This is a genomic window from Streptomyces sp. NPDC051563 (assembly GCF_044454225.1).
In the GTDB taxonomy this organism is placed as follows: Bacteria; Actinomycetota; Actinomycetes; order Streptomycetales; family Streptomycetaceae; genus Streptomyces.
This window is the reverse complement of sequence record NZ_JBITDL010000048.1, coordinates 15,428-30,663: the sequence shown is the minus strand read 5'-3', so window position 1 is coordinate 30,663 and position 15,236 is coordinate 15,428. Positions and strand designations below refer to the sequence as shown.

General features: G+C 71.0%; 12 protein-coding genes. 1 reads left to right on the top strand and 11 read right to left on the bottom strand.

All coding sequences use genetic code 11. From position 1 onward, the window contains the following. Positions 1–17 precede the first annotated feature (17 nt). The 10 genes from ACIA8F_RS36885 to ACIA8F_RS36840 form a co-directional block, all read right to left on the bottom strand. The gene (locus ACIA8F_RS36885) at positions 18–1,943 is read right to left on the bottom strand and encodes a TIGR03960 family B12-binding radical SAM protein (protein WP_383952806.1); all 1,926 of its coding nucleotides are present in this window, start codon (positions 1,941–1,943) and stop codon (positions 18–20) included. A 73-nt stretch (positions 1,944–2,016) separates the two neighbouring features. Then, entirely contained in the window at positions 2,017–3,537 is a 1,521-nt protein-coding gene (locus tag ACIA8F_RS36880) for a CHAD domain-containing protein (RefSeq protein WP_399385406.1), read from the bottom strand. Positions 3,538–3,729: 192 nt separating this feature from the next. Beyond that, on the bottom strand, positions 3,730–4,932 hold the full coding sequence (gene rodA / locus ACIA8F_RS36875; RefSeq protein WP_399385404.1) for a rod shape-determining protein RodA: 1,203 nt from the start codon (positions 4,930–4,932) through the stop codon (positions 3,730–3,732). 14 nt (positions 4,933–4,946) lie between these two features. Then, positions 4,947–7,124, bottom strand: coding sequence for a penicillin-binding protein 2 (mrdA, locus tag ACIA8F_RS36870; RefSeq protein WP_399385403.1), 2,178 nt, complete (start codon positions 7,122–7,124; stop codon positions 4,947–4,949). A 13-nt stretch (positions 7,125–7,137) separates the two neighbouring features. Continuing rightward, positions 7,138–7,842, bottom strand: coding sequence for a rod shape-determining protein MreD (mreD, locus tag ACIA8F_RS36865; protein ID WP_399385402.1), 705 nt, complete (start codon positions 7,840–7,842; stop codon positions 7,138–7,140). Between the two features lie 12 nt (positions 7,843–7,854). Next, complete coding sequence (gene mreC / locus ACIA8F_RS36860) at positions 7,855–8,802, bottom strand: rod shape-determining protein MreC (RefSeq protein ID WP_399385401.1); 948 nt, start codon at positions 8,800–8,802, stop codon at positions 7,855–7,857. Between the two features lie 221 nt (positions 8,803–9,023). After that, complete coding sequence (locus ACIA8F_RS36855) at positions 9,024–10,043, bottom strand: rod shape-determining protein (protein WP_069923827.1); 1,020 nt, start codon at positions 10,041–10,043, stop codon at positions 9,024–9,026. A 296-nt stretch (positions 10,044–10,339) separates the two neighbouring features. Continuing rightward, positions 10,340–10,750 carry a nucleoside-diphosphate kinase gene (ndk, locus tag ACIA8F_RS36850; protein WP_214950910.1) on the bottom strand — a complete coding sequence of 137 codons (411 nt, stop codon included), beginning with the start codon at positions 10,748–10,750 and terminating at the stop codon, positions 10,340–10,342. Between the two features lie 104 nt (positions 10,751–10,854). Further along, positions 10,855–11,214: a DUF4233 domain-containing protein gene (locus tag ACIA8F_RS36845; RefSeq protein WP_399385400.1), complete on the bottom strand. Its 360-nt coding sequence runs from the start codon at positions 11,212–11,214 to the stop codon at positions 10,855–10,857. Positions 11,215–11,217: 3 nt separating this feature from the next. After that, a complete protein-coding gene (locus ACIA8F_RS36840) occupies positions 11,218–12,732 on the bottom strand; it encodes a bifunctional folylpolyglutamate synthase/dihydrofolate synthase (RefSeq protein ID WP_399385399.1) in 1,515 nt (504 codons plus the stop codon). 118 nt (positions 12,733–12,850) lie between these two features. On the opposite strand from ACIA8F_RS36840, the gene ACIA8F_RS36835 reads away from it, so the two are divergent. Then, positions 12,851–13,900 carry a rod shape-determining protein gene (locus ACIA8F_RS36835; RefSeq protein WP_399385398.1) on the top strand — a complete coding sequence of 350 codons (1,050 nt, stop codon included), beginning with the start codon at positions 12,851–12,853 and terminating at the stop codon, positions 13,898–13,900. 40 nt (positions 13,901–13,940) lie between these two features. On the opposite strand, the gene ACIA8F_RS36830 is transcribed toward ACIA8F_RS36835, so the two are convergent. Next, the gene (locus tag ACIA8F_RS36830; RefSeq protein ID WP_399385397.1) at positions 13,941–15,092 is read right to left on the bottom strand and encodes a sensor histidine kinase; all 1,152 of its coding nucleotides are present in this window, start codon (positions 15,090–15,092) and stop codon (positions 13,941–13,943) included. Positions 15,093–15,236 lie beyond the last annotated feature (144 nt).

Below are 15,236 nucleotides of genomic sequence, written 5' to 3'. Positions count from 1 at the left end.
GACGGGGTGCGGAGGGGCTACTTCACGACCGACAGCGGCAGCAGCTTCTTGCCCGTCGGGCCGATCTGGATGCTGGTGTCGAGCTGCGGGCAGACGCCGCAGTCGAAGCACGGGGTCCAGCGGCAGTCCTCGACCTCGGTCTCGTCGAGGGCGTCCTGCCAGTCCTCCCAGAGCCAGTCCTTGTCGAGGCCGGAGTCGAGGTGGTCCCAGGGGAGCACCTCTTCGTAGGTGCGCTCGCGGGTGGTGTACCAGGCCACGTCGACGCCGTACGCGGGCAGGGTCTTCTCCGCGGCCTGCATCCAGCGGTCGTAACTGAAGTGCTCGCGCCAGCCGTCGAAGCGGCCGCCCGACTCGTACACGGCGCGGATGACGTCGCCGATGCGGCGGTCGCCGCGGGAGAGGAGGCCTTCGACGATGCCGGGCTTGCCGTCGTGGTAGCGGAAGCCGATGGAGCGGCCGTACTTCTTGTCGCCGCGGAGCTTGTCGCGGAGCTTGCCGAGGCGGGCGTCCGTCTCCTCAGCCGACAGCTGCGGGGCCCACTGGAAGGGGGTGTGGGGCTTGGGGACGAAGCCGCCGATCGACACCGTGCAGCGGATGTCGTTCTGGCCGGAGACCTCGCGGCCCTTGGCGATGACGTTGACCGCCATGTCGCCGATCTGGAGCACGTCCTCGTCGGTCTCGGTGGGCAGGCCGACCATGAAGTACAGCTTCACCTGGCGCCAGCCGTTGCCGTAGGCGGTGGCGACCGTACGGATCAGGTCCTCTTCCGAGACCATCTTGTTGATGACCTTGCGCATGCGCTCGGAGCCGCCCTCGGGGGCGAAGGTCAGACCGGAGCGGCGGCCGTTGCGGGTCAGTTCGTTGGCCAGGTCCACGTTGAAGGCGTCCACGCGGGTCGACGGCAGGGACAGGCCCACCTTGTCGTCCGTGTAGCGGTCGGCCAGGCCCTTGGCGATGTCCGCGATCTCGGTGTGGTCCGCCGAGGAGAGGGAGAGGAGACCCACCTCTTCGAAGCCGGTCGCCTTGAGGCCGCGTTCCACCATCTCGCCGATGCCGGTGATGCTTCGCTCCCGCACGGGGCGCGTGATCATGCCGGCCTGGCAGAAACGGCAGCCGCGGGTGCAGCCGCGGAAGATCTCCACGGACATGCGCTCGTGGACGGTCTCGGCGAGCGGGACCAGGGGCTGCTTGGGGTAGGGCCATTCGTCGAGGTCCATGACGGTGTGCTTGGACACGCGCCACGGCACGCCGGAGCGGTTCGGGACGACGCGGCCGATGCGGCCGTCCGGCAGGTACTCCACGTCGTAGAAGCCCGGCACGTAGACGCCGCCGGTCTTCGCGAGGCGCAGGAGCACCTCTTCGCGGCCGCCCGGGCGGCCCTCGGCCTTCCACGCGCGGATGATCTCGGTCATGTCGAGGACGGCCTGCTCGCCGTCGCCGATGACCGCGCAGTCGATGAACTCCGCGATCGGCTCGGGGTTGAAGGCCGCGTGGCCGCCCGCGAGCACGATGGGGTGGTCGACCGTACGGTTCTTCGCCTCCAGCGGGATGCCCGCGAGGTCCAGCGCCGTCAGCATGTTGGTGTAGCCGAGCTCGGTGGAGAACGAGAGCCCGAAGACGTCGAAGGCCCCGACCGGACGGTGGGAATCGACGGTGAACTGCGGCACCTTGTGCTCGCGCATCAGCTCTTCGAGGTCCGGCCACACGCTGTACGTGCGCTCCGCGAGCACGCCCTCGCGCTCGTTCAGCACTTCGTACAGGATCATGACGCCCTGGTTGGGGAGCCCGACCTCGTACGCGTCCGGGTACATCAGCGCCCAGCGGACATCGGCGCTCTCCCACGGCTTGACCGTGGAGTTGAGCTCACCGCCGACGTACTGGATCGGCTTCTGGACGTGCGGAAGCAGGGCCTCAAGCTGAGGGAAGACCGATTCGGTCATCACGCGACTTTCGTGAAGCGGGCAGGGGGCGACTCTCAAGCGTACCCCGGGGCCCGGAGCGCCCCTGCCCGCACGCTCATCCGCGGACCGCCGCCGCGGGCCCCGCGGTCGCCGCCCACACCTCGGGCAGCTCGCGCTCGCGGCGCTCGGCCAGTGCCTCCTCGCGGGCGTAGAGGACGCCCCAGGTGAAGGCCGACTCCCCGGCGCCCGCCGCCTGGACGCCGAGTGCGCGCAGGGCTTCGCGGGCGACGACCCCGTCCTGGTGGTCGCCGAGCAGGGTCTGGACGGCCTTCACCGCCTTGGCCAGTTTGCGCGCGGGCTTGCCGAGGGCGGGCACCGCCGCCTCGGCCGCGTACCGGGCGCGCTTCGCCGCCTTGCGGGCCTCGTGCAGGGCCAGGTCGCGGCCCTGGCCGGGGTCCAGGGACAGGGCGGCCCCGATCCGGCCGGCGAGGCGTTCGTAGTCCCCGAGGACCGCGGCCGTCAGGGCCGCGGCGGCGGGCCGGGCGGCGGCCTTCAGCAGCGGCGGGTCGGCCAGCAGGGCGTCGAGGGCGTCGAGCAGGGCCACGTGGCGGGTGCTGTCGAGCGCGGCCAGCGCGGCGCGGCGCGAGCCGGTGCGGCGGGCCGCGTTCCAGATCTTGAGGCGGCCGCGGACCGGGCCGAGCACGAGGGTGCGCGGGAGTTCGTCGAGGTGGGTCTGGATCCGCTCCAGGAGCACTTCCTGGTCGCGGTCGACTCCGAGCTCGGCGGCGAGCCACCGCAGCTCCTCGCCGACCGGGCCGGTCTCGGCGGGGTCCAGGATCCGGCGGTGGGTCTTGAAGGCGCTGCGCAGGCGCCGGGTGGCGATCCGCATCTGGTGGACGGAGTCGGGCAGCCCGCGGCGTACGGCGGGGTCCTGGGCGACGAGGACGTCGCGCTGTTCGCGCAGGTACGCGAGCACGTGCGCGCCCGCCGTGTCCTCGGCGGGGCCGGGGCCGGCCGTACGGGCCGGGGGCTCCCCGCCGGTCTCGGTCAGCGCCCGGGCCAGCTTCGAGGGGGCGTCGCTGACCCGGAGTCCGGCCTTGCGGAAGGTCTTCTCGACGGCGTCGAGCAGCGCCGGGTCGGCCCCGTCGGCGAGCTCGACCTCCACCTCGGTCCAGGCGGCGGTGGCCTGCGCGCGCTCGGCCCGCACCGCGTCCGTGGAGAGCTCCGCGAGGACGGCGCCGTCGGCGTCGAGGAGGTGGCTGACCTTGCGCGAGGACAGGAGCCTGACCTGCGGTTCCAGCGGGGTGTCGCGGACGCGGGAGCGCAGCAGGGCGGTCAGCGCGTCGGGGACGGTGTCGCCGAGGGGGGCGGTGACCTCGTCGCGGACGCCGGGGGAGACGGGCAGTTTGAGGTGCCAGCCGGCGTCCTTGCCGCCGGTGCGGCGGCGCAGGGTGAGCCCGTCGGCGGCGAGCCGCTGGTCGGGGGTGTCGTAGTAGACGGCGTCGAGCTCGACCGTGCCCTGGTCGGCCACGGACGCGATGGCGTCCGTGCCCCTCAGGTCGGGTACTCCGCGCCGTCCGGCCTTGGTGGTCCTGAACTCGAATTTGCGCTCGATCTCGCGCTTCGTGTCCGCCATGCATCGAACGTAGTCCTGAACGGAACGCGGCGGCCAGGAAAACGGCGGGTGCGGCGGAAAACCTGCCCGGGAACCGATGGATCAGGCCTCACGCCGGCCGCCGTCGGCACGGCTCGGCCCGGCCCGGGGAACCCCCGGACCGGGCCGACGACGCGACGCCGCACGCGGGCTGCGCGGCCCGGCGTCCCCGTCTCACGCCGACAGCGGCCGCTGCACCCTGATCGACTGGAGCAGCCCGATCGCCACCCACACGGCGAACATCGAGGATCCTCCGTAGGACACGAAGGGCAGCGGGAGTCCGGCCACGGGCATGATCCCGAGGGTCATGCCGATGTTCTCGAAGGCCTGGAAGGCGAACCAGGCGATGATCCCGGCGCACACGATCGTGCCGTACAGCTCGGTCGTCTCGCGGGCGATCATGCAGGCGCGCCACAGGATGATCCCGAGCAGCACCAGGATGAGCCCGGCCCCGACGAAGCCCAGCTCCTCCCCCGCCACCGTGAAGACGAAGTCGGTCTGCTGCTCCGGCACGAACTGGCCGGTGGTCTGCGAGCCGTGGAAGAGCCCGGAGCCGGTCAGCCCGCCGGAGCCGATGGCGATGCGCGCCTGGTTGGTGTTGTAGCCGACGCCGGCCGGGTCGAGCTCGGGGTTGGCGAAGGCCGCGAAGCGGTTGATCTGGTACTCGTCGAGGACGCCGAGCTGCCAGATCAGGATGGCCCCGCCGGCGCCGGAGCCGAGCAGGCCGAGCACCCAGCGGTTGGAGGCGCCGGAGGCGAGCAGGACGCCGAGCACGATGACGACCATGACCATCACGGAGCCGAGGTCGGGCATCAGCATGATGATGCCCATGGGGAAGGCGGCCAGGCAGAGCGCCTTGACGACGGTGCGGTGGTCGGGGTGGGCGAGGTCTCCCGCGTCCACCCGGGTGGCGAGCAGCATCGCCATGACCAGGATGATCGTGATCTTGACGAACTCGGAGGGCTGGAGCGAGAAGCCGCCGCCGACCACGATCCAGGCGTGGGCGCCGTTGATGGTGGCGCCGAGCGGGGTGAGCACGGCCAGGATCAGCACCACGGAGAGCCCGTAGAGGATCGGTACGGCGCCGCGCAGGGTGCGGTGGCCGAGCCAGATGGTGCCGATCATCAGCACGAGGCCGATGCCGGTGTTCATGGCGTGCCGGAAGAGGAAGTAGTACGGGTCCCCGTTGTTCAGCGAGGTCCGGTTGCGGGTCGCCGACCACACCAGCAGGGCGCCGATCAGGGAGAGGGCGAGGGCCGAGAGGAGTATCGGCCAGTCGAGCCGGCGCACGACGGAGCCGCGGGCGGTGAGCTTGGCCATCGCTCCCCGCTGCTCCGGCGCGTACCGGGCCACGGAGAATTTGTTGGCGGTCTGCATGTCGGTCTCGGTCCTCAGTCCTGGCGCGCGGCGGGTGGGGCGGGGGGCCCGGCGAGCGCGGGCGGTGCGAGTTCCTCGGGGGACGGCGGTACGTACGGCGTGATCTCGGGGTTCTCGATGGAGCCGTCGGGCAGGATCTTGGGCAGTCTGGCCTCCGGCCTGGGCAGCAGGGCCTTCTTGGGGTCCTGTACTCCGGACATGGTGAGACCGTAGATGGCGTTGTAGACGTTGCGCACGGCGGGCCCGGAGGCACCGGAGCCGGTGCCGCCCTGGGAGATCGTCATGACGATCGTGTAGTCGTCGGTGTAGGTGGCGAACCAGGAGGTGGTCTGCTTGCCGTAGACCTCGGCGGTACCGGTCTTCGCGTGCATCGGGATCTGCTTCTGCGGCCAGCCGCCGAAGCGCCAGGCCGCGGTGCCGCGGGTGGCGACGCCTTCCAGTGCGGCGGCCATCTTGAGGCGGGTGGCCTCGGTCATCGGGAGCTTGCCGTGGGACTGGGGCTTGATCTCCTCGATGTGCTTGCCGTCGGCGCTGATGATGGCCTTGCCGATGGTCGGGTTCCACAGGGTGCCGCCGTTGGCGATGGCCGCGTAGATGGTGGCCATCTGGATGGGCGTCACGAGGGTGTCGCCCTGGCCGATGGAGTAGTTGACGGCGTCACCGGCGCGCATGAGGTTGCCCTCGAGGCAGTTCTCGTAGGACAGCAGTTCCACGTAGGTGCCGCCCTTCTTGCCGGTCTTGCACCAGCCGTCCTTGTTGGCCTCCCAGAACCGCTGCTTCCACTCGCGGTCGGGGACCCGGCCCTTCTCCTCGCCCGGCAGGTCGATGTGGGTCTCGGCGCCGAGGCCGAACTGGTGGGCGGTCTTGTAGAAGACCTGCGCCGGGTTCTTCTTGGGCTTGATCCCGCCGTCCTTGAGCCACTCCTTGTGGCCCAGGGCGTAGAAGACGGTGTCGCAGGAGACTTCCAGGGCCCGTCCGAGGGTGATCGAGCCGTGGCCCTGGGACTCGAAGTTCTTGAAGACCTGGCCGCCGATGGAGTACGAGCTCGGGCAGGGGTAGTTGCCGTCGAACTCGTATCCCGCGTTGACCGCGGCCGCGGTCGGGATGACCTTGAAGATGGAGCCCGGGGCGGCCTGGCCCTGGATGGCCCGGTTCATGAGGGGGACGTTGGAGTCCTTGGCGGTCAGCTTGGCGTAGTCCTTGCCGGAGATCCCGCCGACCCACACGTTGGGATCGTAGGTGGGGTTGGAGGCCATGGCCACGACGCGGCCGGTCTTGGACTCCATCACGACGATGGCGCCGGCGTCGGCCTTGTAGAGGACACCGGTGTTGCGGTCGATCTGCTTGCGCGCTTCGAGCATGGCCGCGTTCAGCTCGTACTCGGCCACGCCCTGGACGCGGGCGTCGATGCTGGTGACCAGGTTGGCCCCGGGGACCGCCTTGTCGTTCCTGGCCATGCCGATGACCCGGCCGAGGTTGTCCACCTCGTAGCGGGTGACGCCCGACTTGCCGCGCAGCTCCTTGTCGTACGTGCGCTCGATGCCGAAGCGGCCGACCTGGTCGGAGCGCAGGAACGGGGAGTTCGTGTCCTTCGCCCGCAGGATCTCGTTGTCGGTGACCGGGCCGAGGTAGCCGAGGACCTGGCCGGTGTTGGCGCCGCCCGGTGCGGGGTAGCGGCGTACGGCGGTGGGCTCGGCGGTGATCCCGGGAAAGTCCTCGGGGCGTTCGCGGATCTGCAGGGCCTGCTGGGTGGTGGCCTTGTTGGTGACCGGGATGGGCTGGTACGGGGAGCCGTTCCAGCAGGGCTGCGGGGTCTCGTTGTTGCAGAGCCGGACCTTGTCGGCGACGTCCTGCGGCTTCATGTCGAGGACGCCCGCGAGCCGGGCGAGGACGGTCTTGCCGCGGTCGTCCATCTTCATCAGCTCGGTGCGGCTGGCGGAGACGACGAGACGGGTCTCGTTGTCGGCGAGCGCGACTCCGCGGGCGTCGAGGACGGAGCCGCGCACGGCGGGCTGCACCACCTGCTGGACGTGGTTGTTCTTGGCCTCGTCCGAGTACTCCGCGCCGTTGCGGATCTGGAGGTACCAGAGCCGGCCGCCGAGGGTGAGCAACATCGAACCGACCAGAACCTGGATGATCACGAGCCGGATCTGCACCCGGGAGGTACGGCCGGTCTCCGGAATGTTGGTCACGAGGACTCCTCCCTCACAGCTTCTTGACGCTCTTCACACCCTTGATTCCCTTGACGCCCTTTATCCGGCCGGCCCTGTTCGCGCGGCTGCGGGCTGTCTTCATCCGCAGGCCGCCGCGCTGGCTGCCGATCCGCAGCCCGGTGCCGCCGGCCAGCCAGCCGGAGGCGATGTCCTTGCCCGCGGGCGGGCCGCCGTTGGCCTCGACGGCCATCGGGTCGTTCTCCGCGCGGCGGGCCAGGGCCATGATGAACGGCACGGTGAACGGGGCGAGCAGCAGGTCGTAGAGGACCGCGGTGAACACCAGTCCGCTCAGCCCCACGTGGCGGGCCGCGGTGTCGCCGACGAGGGCGCCGACCCCCGCGTAGAGCAGGGTGGAGACGAAGGCGGCGCCGACGACGGTGAGCATGGGGCCCCAGGCGGAGCGGAACCGCCCGGTGTCGGGGCGGACCAGGCCGGCGACGTAGCCGATGACGCACAGCACGAGCGCGTAGCGGCCGGCCGCGTGGTCGGCGGGCGGGGCCAGGTCGGTGAGGAGGCCGGCGGCGAAGCCGATGAGGGCGCCGCTGACGCACCCGTACACGAGTGCGAGGGCGACGACCGTGAGCAGGACCAGGTCGGGGACGGCTCCGGGGAGTTGGAGCCGGCCCAGGATGGAGACCTGGACGACCAGGGCGACCACGACGAGCGTGCCCGCGAGCAGGATCCGGTTGAAACGCATGATGATCGGCTCCTAGTCGTCGGCCGGCTTGCCGGACGCGGACGCGCCGGGCGACGGGGTGACCGTGACGGTGACCGTCGGGGTGGGCTTGGGCGCCTCGGGCTTGGGCGGCAGGACCGCGTCGCGCGGGTCCTCGCGCGGGGGCATGACCACGACGCCCACGATGTCCAGGCGGGAGAATCCCACGAACGGGCGGACCCAGATGGTGCGGGTCAGGTCGCCGCGCGAGGGGTCGACCTTGATCACCTCGCCGATCGGGACTCCCGGCACGAAGGGCTTGTTGCCGCGCGAACCGAAGGTGACGAGCCGGTCGCCGGTGTTGATCTTGGCCTTGCCGTTGAGCAGCTGCACGGAGAGCTCCCGGTCGCCCTGCCCGGTGGCGAAGCCCAGTTCGCCGGTCTTCTCCAGCCGGGTGCCGACGGTGAAGTCGGGGTCGTTGGCGAGCACCACGGTGGCGGTGTCGGGGCCGACGGTGGCGACGCGTCCGACGAGTCCGTCCCCGTTGAGGACGGTCATGTCGCGCTCGATGCCGTCCTTGCTGCCCGCGTCGATGGTCACGGTCCAGGAGAAGCCCTGGGCCGCTCCTATGGCGATGACCTCGGCACCCTTGATGCCGTACTGGCCCGCGCCCGCCCGCTTGAGCATCTCGTCGAGCTCGCGGATCCGGCTGCGGGTCTGGTCGTCGCTGCCCAGCTTGGCCTTGAGGGCCGCGTTCTCGCGCTCCAGCGTCGCGATGCGGTTGTGCCGCTCGCCGGAGTCCCGTACCGCCCCTATGGCGTTGGCGACCGGGTCGACCCCTCGCGCCACGCCCTTCTCGACCGGCCCGAAGACCGCTGCGGCGGCCTGTCGGGCACCGTCGACCGGAGACTCCTCACCCGTCCTGATGTCCACCGTGATCAAAGCGAACGCGATGGCGATCAGAAGCACCAGGAGCAGCCGGCTTTCTCGTGTGTCCCTCACGTGCGGCGGCCGTGCCTTCCTCATAGATACCCGTGCGGCCGGGCCGTTCCCTTCGGATCCGGCCGGCGCCGGCCGGCGGTATCCGAAGAGACGGCCGAAGCCGCTCCGGTGGAGCCGGGGCTCGCACCGGACCTTGCCTGTATATCAACGATCCGCCGCACGGGCCCGGTAGCACCCGTACGGCGGATCATCTGTGTTCCGCCGCCGCGCGGCGGGCCGGATCAGCGTCGCGGCTGGGCGTCCAGGACCTGCTGGAGCGCCTCGAACTCCTCCACGCACTTGCCGGATCCGAGCGCGACGGAGTCGAGCGGGTCCTCGGCGATGTGGATCGGCATGCCCGTCTCGCGGCGCAGCCGCTCGTCGAGGCCGCGGAGCAGGGCGCCGCCTCCGGTCAGGACGATGCCGCGGTCCATGATGTCGCCGGAGAGCTCCGGCGGGCACTTGTCGAGGGTGGTCTTGACGGCGTCGACGATGGCGTTGACCGGCTCCTCGATCGCCTTGCGCACCTCGGCGGCCGAGATCACGACGGTCTTGGGCAGGCCCGAGACCAGGTCGCGGCCGCGGATCTCGGTGTGCTCGTCCTTGTCGAGGTCGTAGGCCGAGCCGATGGTGATCTTGATCTGCTCGGCGGTCCGCTCACCGAGGAGGAGCGAGTACTCCTTCTTGATGTGCTGGATGATCGCGTTGTCGAGCTCGTCGCCGGCCACCCGGATGGACTGTGCCGTGACGATTCCGCCGAGGGAGATGACGGCCACCTCGGTGGTGCCGCCGCCGATGTCCACGACCATGTTGCCGGTGGCCTCGTGGACGGGCAGGCCCGCACCGATGGCGGCGGCCATCGGCTCCTCGATGATGTGCACCTGGCGGGCACCGGCCTGCGTGGACGCCTCGATGACGGCGCGGCGCTCCACTCCCGTGATGCCGGAGGGCACGCAGACCACGACGCGCGGACGGGCCAGGTAGCGGCGCTTGTGGATCTTGAGGATGAAGTACCGGAGCATCCGCTCGGTGATCTCGAAGTCGGCGATGACGCCGTCCTTGAGGGGCCGCACGGCGACGATGTTGCCGGGCGTGCGCCCGATCATCTTCTTGGCTTCGGAGCCGACCGCCAGGATGCCACCGGTGTTCGTGTTGATGGCGACCACGGACGGCTCGTTCAGGACGATTCCCCGGCCCCTCACGTACACCAGCGTGTTGGCGGTCCCGAGGTCGATCGCCATGTCACGGCCGATGAACGACATGTTGTTCCCCTTGTTCCCCATGAGGAGCGTCTGGCCTTCCAGTTGATAGCGGCTGCTGTCAGGTCGGCGAGGTGGGTGTGTGGGTGGAGGCCCCATCGTAGTGCCGCAAGTACGGCCACCGCGCGACGGGACTCCGGCAAGCCCGCCGGAACGAATACCCGCCCCCATAGTGGTGACGTCGTGTCCTGTCGATGCGTTCCCGAATATGCCCGGTAATACCGGAGGGCGACCGAAATTACTTCGGTCGCCCCAGGTCATGAGCGCTATTCGGCTGATGTTGCGTCAGAAAAGAGTGATCACAGCGCCGGGAAGAACAGCTTCAGCTCCCGCTCCGCGGACTCCTCGGAGTCCGAGGCGTGGATCAGGTTCTCCCGGGTGACGGTACCGAAATCACCCCGGATGGAGCCGGGCGCGGCGGCAATCGGGTCAGTGGGTCCCGCCAACTGGCGGACACCCTCGATGACGCGCTCCCCTTCGACGACCAGGGCCACGACCGGGCCGCTCGCCATGAAGCCCATGAGGGGCTCGTAGAAGACCTTGCCCTTGTGCTCGCCGTAGTGCGCTTCCAGGGTCTCCTGGTCCAGCGTGCGCAGCTCCAGCGCGGGAATGGTCCAGCCGGCCTTCCGCTCGATGCGGCCGACGATCTCGCCGATCAGGCCGCGACGGACGGCGTCGGGCTTGAGCAGGACGAGCGTGCGCTGGGTCATATGGGTAACTCCTTGCGGCATACGGGTGCGGTCCGACGAGGCTACAGGGGCCCGGGCCCCCGCCGTACGGGGCCTTCCCGGGGCCCGCTCCGGCCCCCTGCGGGCTACGCCTCGGTCGGGGCGGCGGCCTGGGCCTCCGCCTGGGCGGCCCAGCGGGCCTTGATCACGTCGATGCGGCGGCCGTAGTGGATGGAGCACCACCACAGACCGGCGAACACCACGCCCAGGATGAACATCATCGGGACGACGAACCCGCTCAGCACGAGCCCGATCTGCAGGGCCCAGCCGATCTGGACGGCCCCGGGTCGCGAGAGCATCCCGCACAACAGGACCGACACCAGCATCGCGGTCCCGCAGACCGTCCAGACGGTGACCTGGCTCAGATCGCCCTTCATCGCGACCAGCCCGGCGAAGCCGATCACGAAGAACTCCGCGATCAGCGTCGAAGCACACAGCGTGCGCATCCCTCAGCCCCTCTTCAGCAGCAGGCGGGCCTCGCCCACCGTGATGACGGACCCGGTCACCAGGACCCCGGCCCCTCCGTACTCCGCCTCTTCCTCCGCCAGCGTGATCGCCGCCTCCAGGGCGTCGTCCAGCCGCGGCTCCACCTGCACCCGCTCGGCGCCGAAGACCTCGACCGCGATGGCCGCCAGATCGTCCGCGGACATCGCCCGGTGGCTGGTGTTCTCCGTGATCACGACCTCGGCGAAGATCGGCTCGAAGGCCTCGAAGACCCCGCGCGCGTCCTTGCCCTCGCTCGCGCCCACGACGCCGATCAGCCGGCTGAAGCCGAAGGCCTCGGTCACCGCCTCCGCCGTGACCCGCGCCCCGGCCGGGTTGTGGGCCGCGTCCAGCACCACCGTCGGGCTGCGCCGCACGACCTCCATGCGGCCGGGCGAGGTCACCGAGGCGAAGGCCTTGCGCACGGTCTCCACGTCCAGCGCCCGCGCGTGGTCGGCGCCGATCCCGAAGAAGGCCTCGACCGCCGCCAGCGCCACCGCCGCGTTGTGCGCCATGTGGGCGCCGTGCAGCGGGAGGAAGATGCCGTCGTACTCGCCGCCGAGCCCGCGCAGCGTCAGCTGCTGCCCGCCCACCGCGACCTCGCGGGTGACGACGCCGAACTCCATGCCCTCGCGGGCCACGGTCGCGTCGACCTCCACGGCCTTCTTCAGCAGCACCTGCGCCGCGTCCACCGGCTGCTGCGCCAGGATGACGGTGGCGCCCTTTTTGATGACCCCGCCCTTCTCCTGCGCGATCTCACCGGTGGTCGAGCCGAGCCGGTCCGTGTGGTCCAGGCTGATCGGGGTGATCACGGCGACCGCGCCGTCGATCACGTTGGTGGCGTCCCAGGTGCCGCCCATGCCCACCTCGACCACGGCCGCGTCCACGGGCGCGTCCGCGAAGGCCGCGTAGGCCATGCCGGTGAGGACCTCGAAGAACGACAGCCGGAACTCCTCGGCCGTGTCCACCATCTCCACGTACGGCTTGATGTCGTGGTAGGTCTCGACGAACCGCTCGGCGGTGATCGGCGCCCCGTCCAGGCTGATCCGCTCGGTGACCGAGGACACGTGCGGGCTGGTGTAGCGCCCGGTGCGCAGCTCGAAGGCGTTCAGCAGCGCCTCGATCATGCGGGCGGTGCTCGTCTTGCCGTTGGTGCCGGTGATGTGGACGGAGGGGTACGCGCGCTGCGGCTCGCCCAGGACGTCCATCAGCGCGGCGATCCGCGTGACGGAGGGCTCCAGCTTGGTCTCCCCCCAGCGGCCGGCCAGCTCCTGCTCCACCTCCCGCAGCGCCTGGGCCACCTCGGGGTCGGCGGGCTCTTCGGGCACCGGGTCGCCCTGGGGCGGACCGGCCTGCGTGCGCAGGGTGCGGCTGCCCGCCTCGATCACCGCCAGGTCGGGGTCGCGGTCGGACTCTTCCGCCACGATCTGGTCGAACGCGTCGAAGCTGTCATCGTGGCTCTCGGGCTGCTGCTCACTCACGGGACCCAGTCTACGGACGAGGACCGGGAGGACCTTCGGCCCGGTCGGATCGGGACCTTCGGCTGCCGGAGCGACCAGATCGTTATGCAAGCCTTGCGGACAGGAGATTGGGGAGCAAATGCCGCAGGCCAGCACGAACAAGACAGGTTCCAGCCGCGACATAGGGATAGACCTGGGAACCGCCAACACCCTCGTCTACGCACGGGGGCACGGCATCGTCCTCAATGAGCCGTCCGTGGTCGCCGTCAAGGCGGGCACCACCACCGCACTGGCCGTGGGTGCCGAGGCCAAGGAGACCATCGGCCGCACACCCGGCTCCATCACCGCGATCCGCCCCCTCAAGGACGGCGTGATCTGCGACTACGAGGCCGCCGAGGAGATGATCCGGCACTTCGTCCGCAAGGCCGTCCCCGGCCGCCGGGTCCGCACCCGCATGGTGATCTGCGTACCATCCGGGGTCACCCAGGTGGAGCGTCGGGCCATCATCCACGCCTCCACCCGGGCAGGCGCCAGAACCGTCCACCTGATCGAGGAACCGATGGCCGCGGCCATCGGGGCCGGGCTCCCGGTGTCCGAACCGCGCGGCTCGATGGTCGTCGACATCGGCGGCGGCACCTCCGAGGTCGCGGTCATCTCGCTGGGCGGCATCGTCACCTCCCGGTCGCTGCGGGTCGGCGGCGACCGGCTGGACACTGCGATCACCGACTGGGTCCGCAAGGAGCACTCCCTGCTCATCGGCGACCGCACCGCCGAGGACGTCAAGATCGCCATCGGCTCGGCCTGGCCGGTGCCGGACCGGCCGGAGCTGGAGAGCGCCAGCTTCACGGTGCGGGGCCGCGAGAAGGTCGGCGGCATGCCCCAGACGCTCGTGCTCGACGCGCGCGACGTGCGGGCCGCCCTCGACGAGCCGATCGAGGCGATCATCGCCGCGGTGCGCACCACGCTGGAGGAGTGCCCGCCCGAACTGTCCGGTGACGTCATGGAGCACGGCATCGTCCTGACCGGCGGCGGCGCGCTGCTGCCCGGCCTGGACCTGCGGATGGCCTCCTCGACGGGGATCCCCGTCTTCGTCGCGGACGATCCGCTGGACTGCGTGGCGCTCGGCTCGGGCCGCTGCGTGGAGGACATGGACGCCCTCAGCAGCCTGCTGGCACCGGCGAAGGCCTAGCCGGGCGCGGGCCGGAAGCGGCCGGCAGCGCCCGGCGGATTCAGCCCTTCGGGAGGGTCGCGAGGACCTCGTACGCATCCTGCGTGCGCGTGGCCGTGAGCGTGCCGCCCAGGCTGCGCACGCGCTCGGACATGCTCGCCGTGCCCGAGCCCGCCGAGACGGGGGCCCTGGCCGGTACCCGCTGGGCCAGCCCGTTGCGGACGGCGATCCGCAGCTGGGGCCCCTCGGCCGCGATGGACACCTCGATGGTCTCGCCGCGCGCGTGCTTGGCGGCGTTGGTCAGGCATTCCTGCACCACCCGGTAGACCGCGGCCTGGCGCAGCGGCGACAGCCCGTGCACGGCCGGATCCAGGTCCAGCCGTACGGGTGAACCCGCGCGCCCGCTCTCCTCCGCGAGCGCCGCCAGCCCGTCCACGCCCGGGGTGGCCGCCCGCTCCCCGCGCTGCACGATGATCTCGTTGAGCACCAGGTGGGCCCGGCGGGCGGTGTCGGCGAGCTCCTCGAAGTCCTTGGCGTACGCCGTCTCGCGCGAGCGCATCGACAGCACCTCGGAGCGGACCGTCAGCAGGGTCAGCTCGCGTCCGACGAAGTCGTGGACGTCGCGGGCGACGGAGGTCCGCTCCTGCTGGACGGCCTGCTGGACGGCGGACTCGGCGCGCCGGGTGTCGAGCTCCCGCACGAGGTCGTGGCGGTAGGCGGCGATGCCCACGGCCGAGGCGAGCACCCCGATGGGCACGACCAGGCTGAGGAAGGAGCTGAGCGTCTCGGCCCGGGCCAGCGGCCAGCCGGGTACGCAGCAGAACAGGCACAGGGTGAAGGCGAGGTAGCCGAGCGTGGCGAGGATGCCGGCCCGGCGGCCGCGGTTGCGTCCCACGGAGTACAGCGCGAACTGGATCAGGGTCAGGTCGTGCAGCCAGCCGATGAAGAGCAGTGCGGCGAGGTACGAGACCCAGGGCATGCGGCGCCGCACCAGCAGGGTGGAGCAGCCGAGCGTCAGCACGACGGCCGCCGTGGGGCCGCTCAGGGAGTTGTCGGCGGCCGCCAGGCCCGGCAGGTCCAGCGCGATGAGGCCGAGGCAGCTGAGGGCCGCGAGCAGGTCCATCGCGCGCGGTGACCCGGCCCAGCTCTGCGCGAGCCGGCGGCCGAGGGCCGTGAGCCGGTGGGGCGCCGAGAGGGCGGGCTTGACGTGCATGCCCTCCATCATCCGTGCTCGCTCCCCCCGGATCCGGGCCACCAGGAGCGGAGAACGCGTGATTTAGGGCACTTCGGACAGGCCGGAGGTCCTTGGGCCCGGAGGCGTTCCGCTCTACCCGGGGCCGCGGCCGCGCTCGTAGCG

Coding starts and splice junctions, on each gene's coding strand:
- ACIA8F_RS36880 (WP_399385406.1), bottom strand. CDS start 3,537: ATGGCGGACACGAAGCGCGAGATCGAGCGCAAATTCGAGTTCAGGACC.
- rodA (WP_399385404.1), bottom strand. CDS start 4,932: ATGCAGACCGCCAACAAATTCTCCGTGGCCCGGTACGCGCCGGAGCAG.
- mreD (WP_399385402.1), bottom strand. CDS start 7,842: ATGCGTTTCAACCGGATCCTGCTCGCGGGCACGCTCGTCGTGGTCGCC.
- ACIA8F_RS36855 (WP_069923827.1), bottom strand. CDS start 10,043: ATGTCGTTCATCGGCCGTGACATGGCGATCGACCTCGGGACCGCCAAC.
- ndk (WP_214950910.1), bottom strand. CDS start 10,750: ATGACCCAGCGCACGCTCGTCCTGCTCAAGCCCGACGCCGTCCGTCGC.
- ACIA8F_RS36845 (WP_399385400.1), bottom strand. CDS start 11,214: ATGCGCACGCTGTGTGCTTCGACGCTGATCGCGGAGTTCTTCGTGATC.
- ACIA8F_RS36835 (WP_399385398.1), top strand. CDS start 12,851: ATGCCGCAGGCCAGCACGAACAAGACAGGTTCCAGCCGCGACATAGGG.
- ACIA8F_RS36830 (WP_399385397.1), bottom strand. CDS start 15,092: ATGCACGTCAAGCCCGCCCTCTCGGCGCCCCACCGGCTCACGGCCCTC.